This is a genomic window from Serratia sp. CY83965 (assembly GCF_052166375.1).
In the GTDB taxonomy this organism is placed as follows: Bacteria; Pseudomonadota; Gammaproteobacteria; order Enterobacterales; family Enterobacteriaceae; genus Serratia; species Serratia marcescens.
Map to the genome: position 1 here is coordinate 543827 of NZ_JBJNOV010000001.1, position 18884 is coordinate 562710.

General features: G+C 63.4%; 21 protein-coding genes. 13 read left to right on the top strand and 8 right to left on the bottom strand.

What is annotated here, in order from left to right:
* Window positions 1-40: 40 nt before the first annotated feature.
* Window positions 41-610: a DUF4865 family protein gene (locus tag ACJ8PL_RS02745; protein WP_016928574.1), complete on the bottom strand. Its 570-nt coding sequence runs from the start codon at window positions 608-610 to the stop codon at window positions 41-43.
* A gap of 105 nt (window positions 611-715) precedes the next feature.
* Between ACJ8PL_RS02745 and ACJ8PL_RS02750 the strand changes: the two genes are divergently transcribed.
* The gene (locus tag ACJ8PL_RS02750) at window positions 716-1585 is read left to right on the top strand and encodes a LysR substrate-binding domain-containing protein (RefSeq protein ID WP_442530796.1); all 870 of its coding nucleotides are present in this window, start codon (window positions 716-718) and stop codon (window positions 1583-1585) included.
* Here ACJ8PL_RS02750 and sseA read toward each other — a convergent pair.
* Window positions 1582-2427, bottom strand: a complete 846-nt coding sequence (gene sseA / locus ACJ8PL_RS02755; protein WP_033640962.1) for a 3-mercaptopyruvate sulfurtransferase — start codon at window positions 2425-2427, stop codon at window positions 1582-1584. The two genes, ACJ8PL_RS02750 and sseA, sit on opposite strands and share 4 nt — an antisense overlap.
* A gap of 106 nt (window positions 2428-2533) precedes the next feature.
* Between sseA and ACJ8PL_RS02760 the strand changes: the two genes are divergently transcribed.
* Complete coding sequence (locus ACJ8PL_RS02760) at window positions 2534-2959, top strand: NUDIX hydrolase (protein WP_049299531.1); 426 nt, start codon at window positions 2534-2536, stop codon at window positions 2957-2959.
* Window positions 2960-2966: 7 nt separating this feature from the next.
* Here ACJ8PL_RS02760 and ACJ8PL_RS02765 read toward each other — a convergent pair whose 3' ends face one another.
* From ACJ8PL_RS02765 to ACJ8PL_RS02775, 3 genes are all read right to left on the bottom strand, one after another.
* The gene (locus tag ACJ8PL_RS02765; RefSeq protein ID WP_049299499.1) at window positions 2967-3632 is read right to left on the bottom strand and encodes an epimerase; all 666 of its coding nucleotides are present in this window, start codon (window positions 3630-3632) and stop codon (window positions 2967-2969) included.
* Window positions 3629-4654: an AraC family transcriptional regulator gene (locus ACJ8PL_RS02770; protein WP_016928569.1), complete on the bottom strand. Its 1026-nt coding sequence runs from the start codon at window positions 4652-4654 to the stop codon at window positions 3629-3631. The genes ACJ8PL_RS02765 and ACJ8PL_RS02770 overlap by 4 nt, the downstream gene beginning before the upstream one ends.
* A gap of 81 nt (window positions 4655-4735) precedes the next feature.
* On the bottom strand, window positions 4736-6172 hold the full coding sequence (locus ACJ8PL_RS02775; protein WP_442530798.1) for an aminotransferase-like domain-containing protein: 1437 nt from the start codon (window positions 6170-6172) through the stop codon (window positions 4736-4738).
* A 180-nt stretch (window positions 6173-6352) separates the two neighbouring features.
* Between ACJ8PL_RS02775 and ACJ8PL_RS02780 the strand changes: the two genes are divergently transcribed.
* From ACJ8PL_RS02780 to ACJ8PL_RS02790, 3 genes are all read left to right on the top strand, one after another.
* Window positions 6353-6535 carry a DUF1127 domain-containing protein gene (locus tag ACJ8PL_RS02780; protein ID WP_016928567.1) on the top strand — a complete coding sequence of 61 codons (183 nt, stop codon included), beginning with the start codon at window positions 6353-6355 and terminating at the stop codon, window positions 6533-6535.
* Window positions 6536-6550: 15 nt separating this feature from the next.
* Entirely contained in the window at window positions 6551-7174 is a 624-nt protein-coding gene (locus tag ACJ8PL_RS02785; RefSeq protein WP_234213966.1) for a glutathione S-transferase family protein, read from the top strand.
* A gap of 228 nt (window positions 7175-7402) precedes the next feature.
* Window positions 7403-8533, top strand: a complete 1131-nt coding sequence (locus ACJ8PL_RS02790) for a Gfo/Idh/MocA family protein (protein ID WP_016928565.1) — start codon at window positions 7403-7405, stop codon at window positions 8531-8533.
* A gap of 102 nt (window positions 8534-8635) precedes the next feature.
* Here the strand turns inward: ACJ8PL_RS02790 and ACJ8PL_RS02795 are convergent, their stop codons facing one another.
* The 3 genes from ACJ8PL_RS02795 to ACJ8PL_RS02805 are packed head-to-tail and all read right to left on the bottom strand — an operon-like array spanning window position 8636 to window position 11766.
* Window positions 8636-10507, bottom strand: coding sequence for an amidohydrolase (locus ACJ8PL_RS02795; RefSeq protein WP_442530799.1), 1872 nt, complete (start codon window positions 10505-10507; stop codon window positions 8636-8638).
* A 21-nt stretch (window positions 10508-10528) separates the two neighbouring features.
* Window positions 10529-11074 carry an antibiotic biosynthesis monooxygenase gene (locus tag ACJ8PL_RS02800; protein ID WP_033640957.1) on the bottom strand — a complete coding sequence of 182 codons (546 nt, stop codon included), beginning with the start codon at window positions 11072-11074 and terminating at the stop codon, window positions 10529-10531.
* Window positions 11075-11121: 47 nt separating this feature from the next.
* Window positions 11122-11766 (bottom strand): hydrolase, encoded by a 645-nt coding sequence (locus ACJ8PL_RS02805; RefSeq protein ID WP_004939390.1) that lies wholly within the window; start codon window positions 11764-11766, stop codon window positions 11122-11124.
* A gap of 140 nt (window positions 11767-11906) precedes the next feature.
* Here ACJ8PL_RS02805 and ACJ8PL_RS02810 point away from each other — a divergent pair, with 140 nt between their 5' ends.
* The 8 genes from ACJ8PL_RS02810 (at window position 11907) to ACJ8PL_RS02845 (ending at window position 18863) form a co-directional block, all read left to right on the top strand.
* Entirely contained in the window at window positions 11907-12818 is a 912-nt protein-coding gene (locus tag ACJ8PL_RS02810; RefSeq protein WP_079449514.1) for a LysR substrate-binding domain-containing protein, read from the top strand.
* 43 nt (window positions 12819-12861) lie between these two features.
* Window positions 12862-13230, top strand: coding sequence for a cell envelope integrity TolA C-terminal domain-containing protein (locus ACJ8PL_RS02815; RefSeq protein ID WP_016928561.1), 369 nt, complete (start codon window positions 12862-12864; stop codon window positions 13228-13230).
* Window positions 13231-13370: 140 nt separating this feature from the next.
* The gene (locus tag ACJ8PL_RS02820) at window positions 13371-13847 is read left to right on the top strand and encodes an OsmC family protein (RefSeq protein WP_016928560.1); all 477 of its coding nucleotides are present in this window, start codon (window positions 13371-13373) and stop codon (window positions 13845-13847) included.
* Between the two features lie 90 nt (window positions 13848-13937).
* Complete coding sequence (locus tag ACJ8PL_RS02825; protein WP_016928559.1) at window positions 13938-14996, top strand: fatty acid desaturase; 1059 nt, start codon at window positions 13938-13940, stop codon at window positions 14994-14996.
* Between the two features lie 13 nt (window positions 14997-15009).
* Window positions 15010-15939 (top strand): glycine betaine ABC transporter substrate-binding protein OsmF, encoded by a 930-nt coding sequence (gene osmF / locus ACJ8PL_RS02830; RefSeq protein WP_016928558.1) that lies wholly within the window; start codon window positions 15010-15012, stop codon window positions 15937-15939.
* 61 nt (window positions 15940-16000) lie between these two features.
* Window positions 16001-17161 carry an ABC transporter permease gene (locus ACJ8PL_RS02835; protein WP_016928557.1) on the top strand — a complete coding sequence of 387 codons (1161 nt, stop codon included), beginning with the start codon at window positions 16001-16003 and terminating at the stop codon, window positions 17159-17161.
* Window positions 17158-18093 carry an ABC transporter ATP-binding protein gene (locus ACJ8PL_RS02840; RefSeq protein ID WP_016928556.1) on the top strand — a complete coding sequence of 312 codons (936 nt, stop codon included), beginning with the start codon at window positions 17158-17160 and terminating at the stop codon, window positions 18091-18093. Before ACJ8PL_RS02835 ends, ACJ8PL_RS02840 begins: the two co-directional genes overlap by 4 nt.
* Window positions 18090-18863 (top strand): ABC transporter permease, encoded by a 774-nt coding sequence (locus ACJ8PL_RS02845; protein ID WP_016928555.1) that lies wholly within the window; start codon window positions 18090-18092, stop codon window positions 18861-18863. The genes ACJ8PL_RS02840 and ACJ8PL_RS02845 overlap by 4 nt, the downstream gene beginning before the upstream one ends.
* Window positions 18864-18884 lie beyond the last annotated feature (21 nt).

The window sequence follows — 18884 nt, forward strand, 5'->3', positions numbered from 1 at the left end:
GCCGCAAATGAATATGCAATTTTGATAATGATTATCAATATCAAGTTTGACTGTCAACCCGCGGCGCAGTGTGGTCAAAGGGCGCGGACAGATGGCCGACGCGGAACAGTTGACCGTTTTGCGGCCGCGCCTGCGGCGGTTCACGCCAGACATCCAGCCGCACTAACCGCCACTCGGCGGGATCGAACGCCACGATGGAGGCCAGCGCGCCGGGTGCCGCCTGCTGTTGCCGACGCAGCGCAGGCAGATCGCTGTAGGGGGCGATGGCCCTTTCCTGACAGGTCGCCCAGGCGGCCTCGGCCAGATGAGGACGATCGAAATGCGCCAGCCACGGCAGCCAGTGATTGACGCGCGGCCAGCCGAACGCCTGGCTGAGGCCCCTGAAACCCTCGCCGATCAGGAAGTCGCTCATGCCGGCGCCGCTGTTCCACAGGTAGAAGGGAGCGTAGAGATTCTCGGCGCTGCCTTCGCTGCGCTGCGCGTACAGATAGGCTTTGACGATCAGCTGCGGGCAGGCGTCGAGCCGGTGGCCGACATCGGCGATGCGGCGGCGGACGATCGCCATGTCGTAATCGGCGGGCAGGGTGAAACGGTATTGCATCGCGAGCATAAGGATTCTCCTGAAAGACATTGACCGGGAGAGCGTGACACGCCATCTTTATTAGTAAAATCGGTATTATTTTGATTGATAGTTCAGAAAATCAGGATGGTCAGCATGGGGCGAATCACGTTCGATCTCGAGGATTTACGCAGCTTCGTCACCGGCGTCGAGCTGGGCAGCTTCGCGAAGGCGGCTGAACGGCTGGGGCGTTCGACGTCGGCGGTCAGCGCCCACCTGAAAAAGCTGGAGCAGCAGGTCGGCGCGCCGATCCTGCGCAAGGCCGGACGCGGCATGGTGATGACCGAGGCGGGGGAGACCCTGCTCGGTTACGCGCGCCGCCTGCTGGAGCTCAATGACGAAGCCGCCGCCGCGGTGCGCGGGTTGGATCTGCAGGGCACGGTGCGGCTGGGGCTGCAGGAGGATTTCGGCGAGACGTTTCTGCCGCAGGTGTTGGGCAGCTTCGCGCGCGCCAATCCAAAGGTGAGGATCGAGGCGCGCATCGCGCGCAATGCCGAGCTGATCGACTGGGTGCTGAAAGGCCAGCTGGATCTGTCGCTGGCGTGGGATGGCGGTCTGAGCACGCCGTTTCATCAGGCGCTGGGGCAGCGGCAGTTGCGCTGGATCGCGTCGCCAGGCTTCGCGCTGGCGCCGTGGCGAGAAGGGGATGAGCCGTTGCCGTTGGTGATGTTCGACGCACCCTGTCTGATGCGCAGCGCGGCGACGCAGGCGCTGGATCGCGCCGGCATTCCCTGGCGCATCGCCTTTACCAGCCGCAGCCTGAACGGCGTGTGGGCGGCGGTGAGCGCCGGGTTGGGCGTCACGGTGCGCACGGCGGCGGGTTTGCCGCCCGGCCTGTCGCCGCTGGCCCCCGATCTGCTGCCCGTTCTCGGCCAGCTCGGCGTGGTGCTGCACCGCGCCGAGGATCAACCTTCGGCCGCCGTGCAGCGGCTGGCGCAGATCGTGGTCGAGCGGATCGAAACCTAATCTTGGGCGATCGGCTGCTTGCCGCTCAGCTGGCCCCATTCGCTCCAGGCGCCGTCATACAACTTGACCTGCGGCGCGCCGAGCGACAGCAGGCCAAACGCCAGCACCGCCGCCGTCACGCCGGAGCCGCAGCTGGTGATGATCGGGCCGTTGATGTCCACCCCCTTGTCGCTGAAGGTTTGGCGCAGCGCCTCCAGCGATTTGAAGCGGCCGTTTTCCAGCAGCTCGCCGTACGGAATGTTGATGCTGCCGGGAATGTGGCCACGGTGCAGGCCGGGGCGCGGCTCCGGCGCTTCGGCATGGAAACGCGGCGCGGCGCGCGCGTCGAGAATTTGCACCGGTGTGCCTAACGCCTGTTCCACTTGCCGCATATCCACCACCGCGTCGGCGTTGAACCGGGCGTTGAACGTCTGCGGTTCAGGCTGCGCCGGGCCGGTTGCCAGCGCCTGGCCTTGCGCGGTCCAGCCGTTGAGCCCTTCGTCCAGTACGTAAACATGCTGGGCGCCGAAATTGCGGAAGGTCCACCAGCCGCGCGGCGCGGAGAACTGGTTACCCTCATCGTAAATCACCAGGGTATCGCGCTCGCTGATGCCCAGCTTGCCCACCGCCTCGCCAAACTCCGCCGCCGTCGGCAGCATATGCGGCAGCGCGGTGTTTTTGTCCGCCACGTCGTCGATGTCGAAATAGACCGCGCCGGGGATATGGCCGCGTTCGAACTCAGCAAGCATGTCCTTTTTCGGCGTTAGCCCCACCGGCGACATCCGGACGTCGATCACCACCAGATTTTCATCGTTGATATGTTGCGCAAGCCATTGAGGGGTCACCAGAAACGGAGAGTTCATCGTTATTGTTCGCCTGTTGTGAAAACGGATTTTCACTATACACCAGGCCGCGCGGGGATGAAGTATGATGTTCAGTCAAAGGCAATGGGCCGGGAGCGAAGAAATCATGACGGATTGGGCGTTTGGCGGGGCCAAGATCGCACTGTTGTGCGGCGATCTCTTGTTGGTTTACCAACGGGACGACAAACCGGACATTCCGTGGCCCGGCCTGTGGGATCTGCCCGGCGGCGGGCGGGAAAACGGCGAAACGCCGCTGCAGTGCGTGCAGCGGGAGACGCAGGAAGAATTCGGCGTGGCGATCGCCGAACGTCAGGTTGTCTGGCGGCGGCGCTACGACGGCATTCTGCCCGGCTATCCCCCGACCTGGTTCATGGCCGGCGAGATCGCCCCCGCGCAGATCGCCGCCATACGTTTCGGCGACGAGGGACAGCGCTGGCGGATGATGCCGGTGGATCAGTTCATTCATCATCCGCAGGGCATCGACCATCTGCGTCGCCGGGTGGCGGAGTATTGGCGGCGGGGCGGTGGATGACGGTATTTCACCGCGTCGCCAGCCGGTTGATCTGCGCCGGTTCGATGATGCGCAGCGCGCTTTCCCGTCGCGCCACCGCGAGCATCGCCCGCCCGATTCGTTCGGTGCTGCTTACCCGGGCGGGAAACAGCCGCAATGCGCCGCGCCACAGCGGCTTGAACAGCCGATAGGCCAGATCGTAGAGGCGGGTTTTGGAGCGAATGCCGTGCAGCGGCACAATGGCGCCGGGACGGAACATCACCGCGTGGAACGGCAGCGCCAGCAGCGCGTTTTCGGTGGCGCCTTTGACCCTGGCCCACATGCTGCGGCCGCGTTCGCTGCTGTCGGTGCCGAGGCCGGAGACGTAGACGAAGACCATCGACGGATTCAGCGTCGCCAGCGGGCGGGCGGCGGCCAGCGTCAGATCGTAAGTCACCGCGCGATATTCAGCTTCACTCAGGCCGGAGGACGAAATCCCCAGGCAGAAGAAACAGGCGTCGTAGCCGGCGAGCTGCGGCGCCAGCGCCGACAGATCACGCAGATCGGGCAGGGAGAGCTGGCGCAGTTTGGCGTGGCTTTGCGCCAGCGGGCGACGGCCGATGCTGAGCACTTCGCTGACTCGCGGATCGCGCAGGCATTCTCGCAGCGCGCCCTGACCCACCATGCCGCTGGCGCCGAAAATAATCACTTTCATGCTCTGTTCTCCCACTGGCCGGCGGCGCGCTGCGTGCGCCAGCGGCTGGGCGTCAGCGCTTCCCACTGAATAAAGGCGCGGCTGAACGAATTCAGCTCTTCGAATCCCAGCACAAAGGCGATTTCGCCCGGTTCAAGGTCGGTTTCCGCCAGCAATCGGCAGGCGGTGCGGTGCCGGGTTTTGTCCAACAATTGCTGGTAGCTGTAGCCGTGCTGTTGCAAGCGGCGCTGCAGCGTGCGCGGGCTGAGATAGAGTTCAGCGGCCACGCTGTTGACGCTGGGGCGCTGGCCGCGCATGCTGCGGCCGAGGATCGCCATCACCTGCATCGGTAAGTTTTGCTCGGCGCGCACCTCGGCCAACTCGGCCTCCAGCTCCGGCAGCAGCTGCGCCAACATGTCCTGATCATAAGTGATGAGCGGCTGCCGCATCAGCGCGCGATCGAACACCAGCACGTCCTGCGGCGCATCGAATCGCACCGGGCAGCCGAAGTGGCGCAACAGCGGCGAGTGGGGATCGTGACGGCGTGTCACCTCAAGCGCTTTGGGCTGCAGCGGCAAGCCGGTGCCACGGCGGCACAGGGCGGTGATAGAAGCGAACATTGTATCGATCAATAATTCCGGCGTATGGTCTTCGATCATCGTCCAGCGCGTATGCAGCCGTATACTGTCGCCGTCTTCCTCCAGCATCAGTTCTTCCGGGCACACCAACCGTTTGTAGCGCGCGACTTTGCGCAGCGCTTCGCCCATCGTGGCGGAGTGCAGTGCGGCGACTGACGCGATATCGTAATGCTCCGGCGCGACGTCGCCGCCCAGCCGCAGACCAAAGGCGGGATCGTCGCTCAGTTGGGCGAGGGCGCGCCAGACGGCGAAGAACTGGTGGGTGGTCAGCCGCACTTTTATGCGCCGCTCGCTGAGCAGCCCGGCGGGCAAGCCGGCCAACTGACCGACCCGTTCGAGATCGACACCTAGCGCCGCGAGGCGCACCGCCAGCGCGCTGGAAACCGGAATTTGATCGCTGCTCATGGTTGTTGCCTGCCAGTGGTAAGAGAAGGCATTACTCTAAAACAGCCTGTCCGTGCGCCGATAATCCGATCGCGTCAAGATTTAATCTGATTGCGCCAAACTGTCGGCCGGCATCAGCGCCTGGATGGTGGCGCCGACCCGCTGTACCGCCTGTTCGATCTCCGTCGTCAGCGTCGGCGCATAGTTGATGCGCAGGCAGTTGCGATACTTGCCGGCGGCGGAAAAAATGCTGCCGACGGCGATTTGTACGCCTTGCTGTTCAAGATGGCGGTTCAGCCGCAGGGTGTCGAACGCTTCGTCCAGTTCGATCCACAGCATAAAACCGCCGCGCGGCCGGCTGACGCGGGTGCCGGCCGGGAAGTATTTCAGGATCAGATCGGTCATGCGGTCGCGGTTCTGCTGGTAGCGGGCGCGCATGCGCCGCAGGTGCTGCAGATAGTGCCCCCCGCGGATGAATTCGGCGATCGCCAGCTGCGGCTGGGTGGCGGTGGCGCCGGAGCCGATGAACTTCATGTGCAGCACCCGCTCCAGGTAGCGGCCGGGCGCGATCCAGCCCACGCGCAGCCCCGGCGCCAGCGTTTTGGAAAACGAACTGCACAGCAGCACGCGGCCGTCGTCGTCGAATGACTTGATGGTGCGCGGCCGCGGGTAGTGATAGGCGATGTCGCCGTAGACATCGTCTTCGATGATCGCCGCGTCGTGGCGCTGCGCCAGCGTCAGCAGCCGCTGTTTGTGGGCGTCGGGCATGATGTAGCCCAGCGGATTATTGCAGTTGGGCGTCAGCAGGATGCCCTTGACCGGCCACTGTTCCAGCGCCATCTCCAGCGCCGCCAGGCTGACGCCGGTGAGCGGATCGGTGGGGATTTCCAGCGCCTTGATGCCCAGACCCTTCAGCGTTTGCATGGTGCCGTGGAAGCAGGGCGAATCGACCGCAACGATGTCGCCGGGTTGGCAAACGGCGCGCAGCCCGGCGGAGATTGCTTCCTGACAGCCGGTGGTGATCAGCAACTGATCGGGGCCGATTTGGCAGCCGGAGTCCAGCAGCAGACGGGCGACCTGTTCGCGCAGCGCGGCCACGCCCTGAATGCTGTCGTAATACAGGCTGCGCAGGTCGCCGTGGCGGGCGGCGTTGCGCAGGGCGACGATCAGCGGTTTCATCGTCGGTTCGGCGATATCCGGCATGCCGCGCCCCAGCTGGATCAGGCCTTCGCGCGGCCGGCTGCGCACCAGTTCCAGCACCTGCTCCCATTGCGATATGTCCACCGGCCGCTGCACCGGCGCCGTCATGGCGGGCAGCTCGGCCTGCGCGCGCCGCGTATGCACGAAGTACCCCGACTTCGGCCGCGCTTCCACCAGGCGCTGTTCCTCGAGCAGCCGGTAGGCTTGCTGCACCGTGCTGATGCTGACGCCGTGCTCCTGGCTCAATGCGCGCACCGAAGGCAGGCGATGGCCGGCCGGATACAACCCTTGCTGAATGCGTTGGCTGAGAATGGCGGCCAGCGTGGCGTAGCGTGTCATACAGAGGCCTCTCATCGGGGGTAAGGATTAAAAAACCGGTACAGATACTTTCAAAATAAACCATTCAGCGGGTTTTTTGGCGCAGCTGTATGAAAAAAATAGCACCAGCGTGAATCTGTATTGTTTTTTGCCTGGCGCGCATCATCACTACCAGGCGAAAACATCAGGGGGAATAACAAGATGGCTCTGTTTACTGGCGCGCCGCGGCGGCGCTCATTCGGCGGGTCACGCTGGCGTCTGTATCTGCAACGCTACAGGACGCGAAAAGAATTATTATTGCTGGACGATGCGCGGCTGATCGATATTGGTTTGTCGCGTGCAGAAGCGCTGCGTGAAGGATGTAAACCTTTCTGGAAAGAATAGATAAGAGGAAAACCGATGCTGAGAGTCTTGGGCAAGGCTTCATCAATCAACGTGCGCAAGGTGTTATGGACCTGTCAGGAGCTGGGGCTGACGCTGGAACGGGAAGACTGGGGCAGCGGTTATCGCTCCACGCAGGAGCCGGCGTTTCTGGCGCTGAATCCCAATGGCCTGGTGCCGGTGCTGATCGACGGCGATCGGGTGCTGTGGGAGTCGAATACCATTTGCCGCTATCTGGCGGGGCGGGAGGGGCGCCGCGATCTGCTGCCGCAGGAACCCGGCGCGCGCGCGGCGGTGGAGATGTGGATGGACTGGCAGGCCACCGATCTGAACGGCGCCTGGCGCTACGTGTTCATGTCGCGGGTGCGTGGGCATGCGGATTATCAGGATGCCGCTAGCCTGGCCGCCGCCGAGCGCGAATGGAACCGGCTGATGGGCCTGTTGGACGCACATTTGGCGCAGCACGGCCCTTATGCCGCCGGCGCCGCCTTCACGTTGGCGGACGTGGTGCTGGGGCTGTCGCTGAACCGCTGGCTGATGACGCCGTTCGAGCGGCCGAATTATGCGGCGCTGGCGGCCTATCAGCAGCGCCTGCTGCAACGCCCTGGCTACGTGCAGCACGGCGCCAACGGTTTACCGTGATATGAAATAAACGGTTCATTTTATCTTGTCCGGATACGTCCCGTCGTGTCCGAACTTTCCTCGTTGCATCATCCCGTCAATGTTTCATGAACGGCATCACGAATATGAACTTTATTTTCCTGTGTGCTTGTTATTGAAATTTATATTCCATATAAACCCGTTATCAACCGGCGTGTTTCATTGAGCGACGCCTGGTTCTACACAGAATTTCGGTCACGGGAGAAAATGATGAAACAGGTACGCGTTGGGTTAATCGGCACCGGTTATATCGGGCGTTGTCACGCTATCGCCTATGCGCAGGCCGCCACGGTCTTTCCTCTGAAAGGGGAACTGGTGCTGGAGATGCTGGCGGAGGTGACGCCCGAGCTGGCGGCGCAGCGCGCGGCCGAATTCGGCTTTGCGCGTTCGACCGGCGACTGGCGGCAGTTGGTGGCCGATCCGGCGATCGATGTGGTGGACATCTGCGCCCCCAACTTCTTGCACAAAGAGATGGCGCTGGCGGCGATCCGTCACGGCAAGCACGTGTATTCGGAAAAGCCGCTGGCGCTGGACGCCGCCGATGCGGCGGAGATGGTGCAGGCCGCGCGCGCCAAGGGGGTGAAAACGCTGGTCGGTTTTAACTACATGAAAAACCCCACCAGCCAACTGGCGCGCGAAATTATCGCCAACGGCGAAATCGGCGAGGTGGTGCATTTTTACGGCACCCACAATGAGGATTATCTGGCCGATCCGCGCACGCCGATCGACTGGCACTGCCGCCGCGCCAGCGCCGGGTTAGGCGCGCTGGGGGATCTGGCGGCGCACATCGTCAATATGGCGCACTACCTGGTGGGCGATATTGTGGCGGTTTCCGGCGATATGCAGACCGTGATCAAACAGCGCCCGGATCCGCAGGACCCGACGCGGCTGCACCCGGTGGAAAACGAAGATCAGGCCAGCGCGCTGCTGCGTTTCGCCGGCGGGGCGATGGGCACTATCGAAACCTCGCGCATCGCCTGCGGGCGCAAGATGGGGTTGACCTATGTGGTCACCGGCACCAAAGGCACGCTGAGCTATACCCAGGAGCGGATGGCGGAGCTGAAACTGTATCGGCACGATGAACCGGCGGAGCGGCAGGGGTTCAAGACGCTGCTGGTGGGGCCAAAGCACCCGGACTACGCGGCGTTTTGCATCAGCGCCGGGCACGGCATCGGCTTTAACGATCAGAAGACGGTGGAGATCCGCGACCTGGTCAATGGCATCGCCGCGGGCGATCGCATGTGGCCGGACTTTGAAGAAGGCTGGAAAGTGTCTTGCGTGCTGGATGCGATAGCCGCCTCCGCCGAACAGCGGCGCTGGCTGGAGATCAACCTCGATTGAAAAGGAAATGGCGCTCTCCCGCGGACAGCGCCATTAATTTATTGTGTTGCTAGCTTAATAGCTTATTAAATTAATTTTATAATAAGTTATTGGCTTGATAACTTAGAACGAGAAGCACGAACAGCCGAACGCGCCCCAGAAGGCATTCTCATCCGACACCGGGATGCTGGAGCGGCGCGCGATGTCATGCTGGTGCGCGTGCACGCCGCACGGGCCGCAGCATTGATGCGCCTGGCTCACGACCCCGACGCGGGCCGCCGCCGACGGCGGCGCGGAGCGGTAATGGCCCGGCACCTGGGTGACCGGCGACCAGTCCGGCAGCACCGGCAGCGGCGGCGGCGCCAGCGGCGAGAAGCTGCCGGCGGCGTAGACCACTTTGCCGTCCACCACCGTCATCACCGACTCGATGCCTTTGATCTGCTCTTCAGGCACGCTGAAATAGTCCTGCGACAGCACCGCCAAATCCGCCAGTTGGCCGACCTTGATCTGGCCTTTTTTGCCCTGCTCGGTGGAGAACCAGGCGCTGCCTTGCGTCCACAGCATCAGCACCGTTTCGCGATCCAGCCGGGCGCTGTCGTCGTACATCGCCATGCCGCCGACGGTGCGGCCGGAGACCAGCCAGTACAGCGCCGTCCACGGGTTGTAGCTGGCGACGCGGGTGGCGTCGGTGCCCAGCCCGACCGGCAGCTCGGCCGCCAGCATTTTCGCCACCGGCGGCGTATGTTTGGTGGCTTCGATGCCGTAGCGGTCGGCGAAATACTCACCCTGGAACGCCATGCGGTGCTGGACCGCAATGCCGCCGCCCAGCGCCTTGACGCGCTCGATATTGCGCTCGGTAATGGTTTCGGCGTGGTCGAACAGCCAGTGCAGGCCGTTGAACGGAATATCGCGGTTCACCTTCTCGAACACGTCCAGCATGCGGCTGATGGATTCGTCATAGGTGGCGTGCAGCCGGAACGGCCAGCGGTGCTCCACCAGATGGCGCACCACCCGCTCCAGTTCGTCTTCGGTGCCCGGCGGCAGATCCGGGCGCGGCTGCAGGAAGTCTTCGAAGTCGGCGGCGGAAAACACCAGCATCTCGCCGGCGCCGTTGTGGCGATAGAAGTCGGTGCCCTGGCCCGGCTTGAGCATGTCGGTCCACAGCTCGAAGTCTTCCAGTTCCTGCTTCGGCCGCTGGGTGAACAGGTTATAGGCGATGCGGATGGTCAGCTGCTTTTTCTCGTGCAGCTCGGCGATCACCTGATAATCCTCCGGGTAGTTCTGGAAACCGCCGCCGGCGTCGATGGCGCTGGTGAGGCCGAGGCGGTTCAGCTCACGCATAAACTGGCGGGTGGAGTTGACCTGCTGTTCCAGCGGCAGCTTCGGCCCTTTCGCCAGCGTGGCGTACAGGATCATGGCGTTGGGTTTGGCGATCAGCATGCCGGTCGGGTTGCCGTTGGCGTCGCGCTGGATCTCCCCGCCCGGCGGGTTCGGCGTGTCTTTGGTGTAGCCGACTACCTTCAGCGCCGCGCGGTTGAGCAGCGCGCGATCGTAGAGATGCAGAATAAATACCGGCGTGTCCGGCGCCGCCTGGTTGATTTCGTCCAGCGTCGGCATGCGGCGTTCGGCAAACTGGAACTCGGTCCAGCCGCCGACCACCCGCACCCATTGCGGGCTCGGGGTGCGCAGCGCCTGTTCTTTCAACATGCGCAGCGCGTCGGCCAGCGAGGGCACGCCTTCCCAGCGCAGCTCCAGGTTATAGTTCAGGCCGCCGCGGATCAGGTGCAGGTGTGAGTCGTTCAGGCCCGGAATGGCGGTGTGGCCGTGCAGATCGATCACCTGGGTCTCCGGCCCGGCGTGCTGCATGACTTCGCTTTCGCTGCCGACCGCCAGAAACTTGCCGTCGCGGATGGCGACCGCCTGTGCGGTAGGATTTTGGCGATCGACGGTGTGAAACTTGCCGTTGGTGATGATCAATGAAGCGTGGTGGTTCATAACATTCTCCCGGCGAACCGCCTAGCGGCGGGTCAGCCATTGATGAAAAACGCGAGTCACGATAGGCATCCACAGGTACACCACCAGGGCGACCACGGTGGCGTCATTGAGAAAATGGCCGAGCAGCGTGCCGTCCAGCTGCGGCAGCGCCAGTCCCCAAAACCAGGGCACCAGATTGGTGGAAGGGAAGATCACCAGCAGGGTGATGATGAACTGCTTCCACTGGGGCGGCTGGCGCACGCCGGGGTTGGGCGGGGTAAACCAGAACTCCGCGCCGGGGCGGATCTCGATATGGTCGTTCTCCAGCAACAGCGGAGTGACTTCTTCGATGTATTGCTTGCGCAGCGGCGAGTTGAGCCAGCGGTAGAGATTGTCGAGATTGTCGAAGCGGACCAGCACCGTATAGGCCTGTTCGCTGTCGGATGGGCGGATGACGTTGACGCCCAGATGGCCGGTGAAGCCCGCGGCGTCCGGCATGATGCGGTTCAGCCAGGCCTCATAGGCCTGCTCGTTCCCCGGCGCCAAACGGTGGGTGATCACCAGCGTGACATGCTGCGGATGGGCCATAAAACCGACTCCTGAAAATACCCCGGCGCGGGGCCGGGGCAGGGGAATTATTTCACCGTGCGGGCCGGTGCGTGGTGCACCATGGTGTAAGCGTAGTCGACGCCCATGCCGTACGCGCCGCTGTGTTCGCGCACCAGCGCCATCACCGCGTCGTAGGTGTCTTTGCGCGCCCAGTCGCGTTGGTACTCCAGCAGCACCTGCTGCCAGGTCACCGGTACGGCGCCGGCTTGCACCATGCGGTCGATCGAACGTTCGTGCGCATCGACGGAGGTGCCGCCGGAGGTGTCGGTCACCACATACACTTCATAGCCGGCTTCCAGCGCCATCAGCGCCGGGAAGGTCAGGCAGACTTCGGTCCACAGTGCGGAGATCACCAGCTTTTTGCGGCCGGTGGCTTCCACGGCTTTGACGAAGGCCGCGTCTTCCCAGGAGTTCATCGAGGTGCGTTCAATCGGGGTGATTTCAGGGTGCACCGCCAGCAGTTCCGGCCAGATATAGCCGCTGAAGCTTTCGGTTTCGACCGAGGTGAAAAGGGTAGGGACGTTGAAAATCTTGCCTGCCTTCGCCAAACCAACAACGTTGTTTTTCAGTTGCTGACGATCAATATTAGCCACGCCGAAGGCCATTTGCGGTTGATGGTCGATAAAAATCAGTGCGGAATTGTCTTTATCAAGCAGTTGAAACTTGGACATAATTTACCTTCCCAGTGATATTTCGGTTGAACATCTGATGAGTGTAACGCCGATAAAACCCATGGTAGGCAGAGGGCGATTTCAAAGATACCGCAGAATTTTTGCCGACTTGTTGAGTTTTTTTATACACGGGAGAAAGCATGAGATTAAACCTGGAAGCGCTGCTGATTTTGGACGCGCTGGACCGGCACGGATCTTTCGCCGCCGCGGCCGCCGCACTGTTTAAAACCCCTTCGGCACTGAGCTATATGGTGCAAAAGCTCGAGAACGATCTCGACATCACCCTGCTGGATCGCTCCGGCCATCGGGCGAAGTTCACCGATACCGGCAAGCTGATGCTGGAAAAAGGGCGGGTGCTGCTGCGCGCGGCGCAGGATCTGGAACAGCAGGCGCGCTATGTGGAGAACGGCTGGGAAAGCGAGATTACGCTTGGGATCGACGCCTCCTTCCCGTTTGCCCGCCTGTTGCCGCTGATCGACGAGTTTTATCGGCAGCATCACCATACCCGGCTGCGTTTCAGCCACGAGGTGCTGGCCGGTTCCTGGGAGTCGCTGGTTTACGGTTGCGCCGACATTATCATCGGCGCCATCTGCGAGCCGCCGTCACGGGTAGGCTATGCGTTCAGCAGGCTGGGGCAGCTGGATTACGTGTTCGCCGTCGCGCCGCAGCATCCGCTGGCGGCATTGCCGGAACCGTTGCCGAAGGACGAAATCCGTCAGCACCGGGCGGTGGTGGTGCGCGACACTTCGCGCGTCAACGCGCCGCAGAGCCTGAATCTGCTGGAAGAGCAGGATACGCTGACGGTCTTCGGTTTCGACGCCAAACTGCAGGCGCAGCTGGCCGGGCTGGGCTGCGGCTATCTGCCGCGCGCCTTGGCGGAACCTTACCTGAACAGCGGCGAACTGGTGGCGAAACGCGTCGAATCGGAACGGTGCAGCGACATTGCCTATTTCGGCTGGCGGGAAAGCGCCAGCGGCCTGGCGGCCAAGTGGTGGCGCGAGCGGCTGCAGCGTTACGCGGATGACGGTGAGGCTTACCCAGCGGCGCAGTGAGGGCCGCTCGATAAGGATAAATCCCCCAATAAGGACATAGGGAATGAAAAAGACACTAAGCCTGTTGGCGTTGTTGCTGCTGAGCGGCTGTGGCGCCGGGGCCGGCCATCAGACCGGCACCCCGTTGCCGCAGACCCCGGCACTGGCCGCAACGCAGCTCAGTTACCCGGAGCGGGTGCATAACGCGGTGAGCCGCGAGCTGCGCTCGCCGGAGCACGCGCGCGGCCAACGCTGCACCATCAGCATACGGCTGCGGCCGGACGGCAAGCTGGCGAGCAGCAAGATCGTGAGGGGCGATGCGCCCCTGTGCGCGGCGGCCAGCGCGGCGGTGCAGCACGCGCAGTTTCCGCCGATGGCCAACGCCACCGAGTACGCGCTGTTCAACGCCGTGGTGCTCGATTTCGTTCCCTAAAGGGATGTGACCGACGGGCCGCTTGCGCGGCCCGTTTTTTCTCGTCTCGCCGTTTGCGTATTCACGCTTTTCTGCCAATAGTGTTTTCCGGGCATGCATTAAGATGATTTTTCATTGGCCGGCCAACGGGAGAAAAAGGCATGAAAGGCGAGCATCATTATCAGGTGGCGGTCACCTGGCAAGGGAACCTGGGGGCAGGCACGGAAGATTACCGCGCCTATGGGCGCGATCACCTGATCGGCGCCGCGGGCAAGGCAGACATCGCCGGCTCAGCCGATCCGGCCTTCCGCGGTGACGCGACGCGCTGGAATCCGGAAGATTTGCTGGTGGCATCGCTCAGCGCCTGTCACAAATTATGGTATCTGCATCTGTGTGCCACCTCGGGGATTTCGGTGCTGGCCTATCAGGACGATGCCGTGGGGGTGATGCGCGAAGACGCCGCGCGCGGCGGCTTTTTTACCTCGGTGACGCTGCGGCCGCAGGTCACAGTGCGCGATGGCGACGATCTGCAGCTGGCGCAACAGCTTCACGAGAAGGCGCATCACCTGTGCTTTATCGCCAACTCGGTGAATTTCCCGGTGGCGTGTGAGCCGCATGCCGCGTACGCAACCCGCTGAATTTTCACTTAGCTTTGCCATTTTCGTTATTTTGAACGTCGTTACGGCTCACGGATACTGGGGGGAAACTCCCCAACCGCGAGCCGCAGCATGTCCCACGCCCACTATTTGCACCCCGAACAACGCGACCGCATCCGGCGGCTTTATCAGCGTTGGCACTGGCGGCTGGAACTGCCCACCTGGGGGATTATGGCGGCAGTGTACGGCGGCTGGTTCGGCGTGGCGCATTATTGGCAGGCGCTGGGTCCGTGGCTTGGCGCACCGCTGCTGATCCTGCTGACCACCGGGTATATGTCGCTGCAACACGAGCTGATCCACGGCCATCCGACGCGCTGGCCGCGCGTCAATCAGCTGTTCGGCCTGTTGCCGCTGGCGGTGTGGTATCCCTACGGGCTGTATCGGGATTCGCATCTGCGCCATCACCGCAACGATCACCTGACCGATCCGCATGAAGATCCCGAAAGTTACTACTTCAGCGCCGCGCAGTGGCGGCGTTATCCCCGCCTGCTGCCGCTGTTGGCCGCGGTGCGCAATACGCTGATCGGCCGGGTGCTCCTCGGCCCGGCGCTGGATATCGTCACCACGCTGTTCGGCGCAGTGAAGACGCTTGCAGCGGGCGATCTGCGCGCCTGGGCGATGTGGCTGGCGCACCTGTCGCTGTTGGCGGTGCTGCTGTACTGGCTGCAGATGCAGGGCATCGGCGCGGCGTTTTACCTGTTGGCCATCAGCTACCCGGCGCTGGCGCTGACCAAGGTAAGATCGTTTTTTGAGCATCGCGCCGTGGACGCACCGCAGGCACGTTCTATTATTAATGAGGCGGGCTGGCCGTGGCGGCTGCTGTTTCTCAATCTGAACTACCATTTAGTGCATCACGATTTGCCCGGCCTGCCCTGGTATGGCCTGCGCGAAGTCTACCTGGCGGAACGCGAGGCGTATCAGCGCCGCAGCCAGGGATTCGTCGCGCAGGGTTATGGCGAGTGGCTGCGCGATTACGCGCTGACGCCGATCGACGTCGGCGTGCATCCGCTGAGCGCCGGCGAACGGCGGGAGGAACGCGGTGCCCGGCCGAAGAAAAAATTTATTGCGCGCTGGAAGCGCGTTTCTCAGGATTTTCCAACCGAACTGGCCCATGAGCCGGAAAACATATAACCAGAGGAAAAGTATGGCAATCACCTTATCACGCGGACGTTCCTTTGCCGTCGCGCTGGCTCTGCTGGCCGCCAGCGGTCTGGCGCAGGCGGCCGACTCGGTGCGCGTCGGCTCCAAGATCGATACCGAAGGTTCGCTGCTCGGCAACATCATCGTGCAGGTACTGGAAGCCAACGGCATTAAAACCACCAACAAGCTGCAGCTCGGCACCACCAAGGTGCTGCGCGGCGCCATCACCTCCGGCGAGATCGACATCTACCCGGAATACACCGGCAACGGCGCATTTTTCTTCTCCGATGAGAAAGATCCGGCGTGGAAGAACGCCCAGGCCGGCTTCGAGAAGGTGAAGCAGCTCGACTACGACAAAAACAAAATCGTCTGGTTGGACGCCGCGCCGGCCAACAACACCTGGACCATCGCCATTCGTCAGGACGTGGCGGACGCCAACCATCTCAAAACGCTGGCGGATCTCGGCAAGTGGATCAACGGCGGCGGCAAGTTCAAGCTGGCGGCCTCGGCGGAATTTATCGAACGGCCGGATGCGCTGCCGGCGTTCCAGAACGCCTACGGCTTCAAACTGAATCAGGATCAGCTGCTGTCCCTGGCCGGCGGCGACACGGCGGTGACCATCAAGGCGGCGGCGGAGCAGACCTCCGGCGTCAATGCGGCGATGGCCTACGGCACCGATGGCCCGGTGGCGGCGCTGGGGCTGCAGACGCTGGCGGACCCGAAAGGCGTACAGCCGATCTACGCGCCGGCGCCGATCGTGCGCGAAGCGGCGCTGAAGGCGCACGCCAATCTGCCTGAGCTGCTGAAGCCGGTATTCGCCTCGCTGGACGGGCCGACGCTGCAAAAACTCAACGCGCAGATCGCTGTGGAAGGCCAGGACGCCAAACAGGTGGCGGCCGCTTACCTGAAAGAGAAAGGATTTGTTAAGGGATAACGCCGAGGTGCCCCCTCTTGCTACGGAAGAGGGGGAAAACCGATGGCGCCGGAGAGTTTCTTTGACTATCGCCGTAAAACATCGCGTCTTGTTAACGCTGTTCGTGCTGTTGCTGCTGGCCGCCTTCGGCCTGCCGTTCCTCAGTTATGCCCCCAATCGTCTGCTGTCGGGTAAAAGCCTGTCCTTATTCTCCCTGTTGCACGGCCCGGCGCTGTGGCTGCTGTTGCCGCTGGCGGCGTTGGCGATCCTCAGCCTGTTGCCGCCGACGCGGGGACGGGCGCTGCTGACGGCGCTGGCCGCCTGCGGGGTGCTGACGCTGGCGTTCTGGATCAGCGGGCAGGCCGCCGGGCGTCTGGCGCAGGAGGGATCGCGCCTGGCGCGCACCTCCTGGGGCAGCGGCTGCTGGCTGACGATGGCGCTGAGCCTGCTGATCGCCGCCGACGCCATGACGCGCCTCACCGCGTCGCATCTGCGGCGGATGCTGGGCAACGCGCTGGTGCTGGTGCCGCCGGCGCTGCTGCTGTTCGGCCATCAGCTCGATCAGCTGTCGCTGCTGAAGGAGTACCATAATCGGCAGGAGGTGTTTGACGCCGCGTTGTTCCAGCATCTGACCATTCTGCTGGCGACGATGGCCCCGGCGCTGGCGATCGGCGTGCCGCTCGGGGTGCTGTGCTTTCGTTCCGAACGCTGGCAGCGGCCGATTTTCTCCGCGCTGAACATTATCCAGACTGTGCCGTCCATCGCGCTGTTCGGCCTGCTGATCGCGCCGCTGGCGGGGCTGGCGACGGCGGTGCCCTGGCTGGCGGAGCACGGCGTCAGCGGTATCGGCATGGCGCCGGCGATCGTGGCCCTGGTGTTGTACGCGCTGTTGCCGCTGGTGCGCAGCGTGGTGGCGGGGCTGCAAAGCGTGCCGGCCGGCGTGATTGAGTCCGCCACCGGCATGGGGTTGACGCGCGGGCAGATCTTCCTGCGCGTGCAGCTGCCGTTGGCGCTGCCGCTATTCCTGACCGGCGTGCGCATTCTGGCGGTGCAGACCGTCGGCATGGCGGTGGTGGCGGCGCTGATCGGCGCCGGCGGTTTTGGCGCCATCGTTTTTCAGGGGTTGCTCAGCAGCGCGCTGGATCTGGTTCTGCTGGGGGTGATCCCGGTGGTCATGATGGCGGTCATCGTCGATTCGCTGTTTAAATTTTGGGTTTCAATCCTGGACGTATCGCGCCGATGATTCACTTTGAGCAAGTCAGTAAAATTTTTCAGGGCAAGCCGGCGGTCGACGATCTCACGCTGCACATCGCCGAGGGTGAATTCACCGTGTTGATCGGCACCTCGGGTTCCGGCAAGTCCACGACGTTAAAAATGATCAATCGCCTGATCGAACACGATCGGGGCAAGATCCTCTTTGCCGGTGAAGAGATCCAGTCGTTCAAACCGCAGGATCTGCGGCGGCGCATGGGCTATGCGATCCAATCGATCGGTCTGTTCCCGCACTGGACGGTGGAGGAGAACATCGCCACCGTGCCGCAGTTGCTGAAATGGCCGCGCGCGCGCATTCGCGATCGGGTTACCGAACTGTTGGAGCTGCTGCATCTGGAGCCGGATCTGTTTCGCCGCCGCTATCCGCACCAGCTGTCCGGCGGGCAGCAGCAGCGGGTGGGGGTGGCGCGCGCGCTGGCGGCCGATCCCGAGGTGTTGCTGATGGACGAACCGTTCGGCGCGCTGGATCCGGTCACCCGAGCGGCGCTGCAGGCGGAGATCGCGCGCATCCATCAGCTCTCCGGCCGCACCATTGTGCTGGTGACGCACGACATCGACGAGGCGTTGGGCTTGGCGGATCGCCTGGTGTTGCTCGATCAGGGGCGGGTGGTGCAACAGGGCACGCCGCTGACGCTGTTGACTGCACCGGCCAACGACTTCGTGCGCGATTTCTTCGGGCGCAGCGATCGCGGCATCAAGCTGCTGTCGCTGGGTACGGTGGCGGAGCGGGTGCGGCCCGGCGTCGCCGGGGGCGAGCCGATCGCCGCCGCCATGAGTCTGCGCGAGGCGCTGTCGGTGTTTGTGGCGCGCGGTAGCGACTGCCTGCCGGTGGTGGATGAACGGGGCGAAGCGTTGGGGGTGTTGCATTTCAACGATCTGATCGCCGGGCAGGCGCTGTCATGAGCGGGCGCATCGGGCGCCTGCTGCGCGATCCGTTGCCCTGGACGCTGGCGCTGCTGTTGGCGCTGGTGTTCGGCATGGATCATCTGCGCGGCTTGTTCGCCGCCTGGTTCCCCGATCTGGAGCGGCCCATTTATCAGCAGGACAGCTTTATCGCGCTGGTGGGGGCGCACCTGTCGCTGGTGGCGATCTCCAGCCTGATCGCGGTGGCGATCGGCGTGGCGGCGGGCGTGGCTGTGACCCGACGCAGCGGCCGGGAATTTCGTTCGCTGGTGGAAACGGTGGTGGCGGTGGGGCAGACCTTCCCGCCGGTGGCGGTGTTGGCGGTGGCGGTGCCGGTGATGGGCTTCAGCGAACAGCCGGCGATCATCGCGCTGGTGCTGTACGGCCTGCTGCCGATCCTGCAGGGCACGCTGGCGGGCATCGAATCGGTGCCGCCCGCCACACGCGAGATCGCCCGCGGCGTGGGGATGAGCGCCTGGCAAATACTGTGGCGGGTTGAACTGCCGCTGGCGGCGCCGGTGATTGTCGCCGGGATCCGCACCTCGGTAATCATCAACATCGGCACGGCGGCCATCGCTTCCACCGTCGGCACCAAGACGCTCGGCTCGCCGATCATCATCGGCCTGAGCGGGTTTAACACCGCCTATGTGATCCAGGGCGCGGCGGTCGTGGCGCTGTTGGCTATTATCACCGATATGCTGTTCGAACGTTGGGTGCGTTATCTCACCGCCTGGCGTCAGCAGACGCTGGCGGCCACTTCGGCGGGGTAAGGGGGAAATGATGCAGGTGTC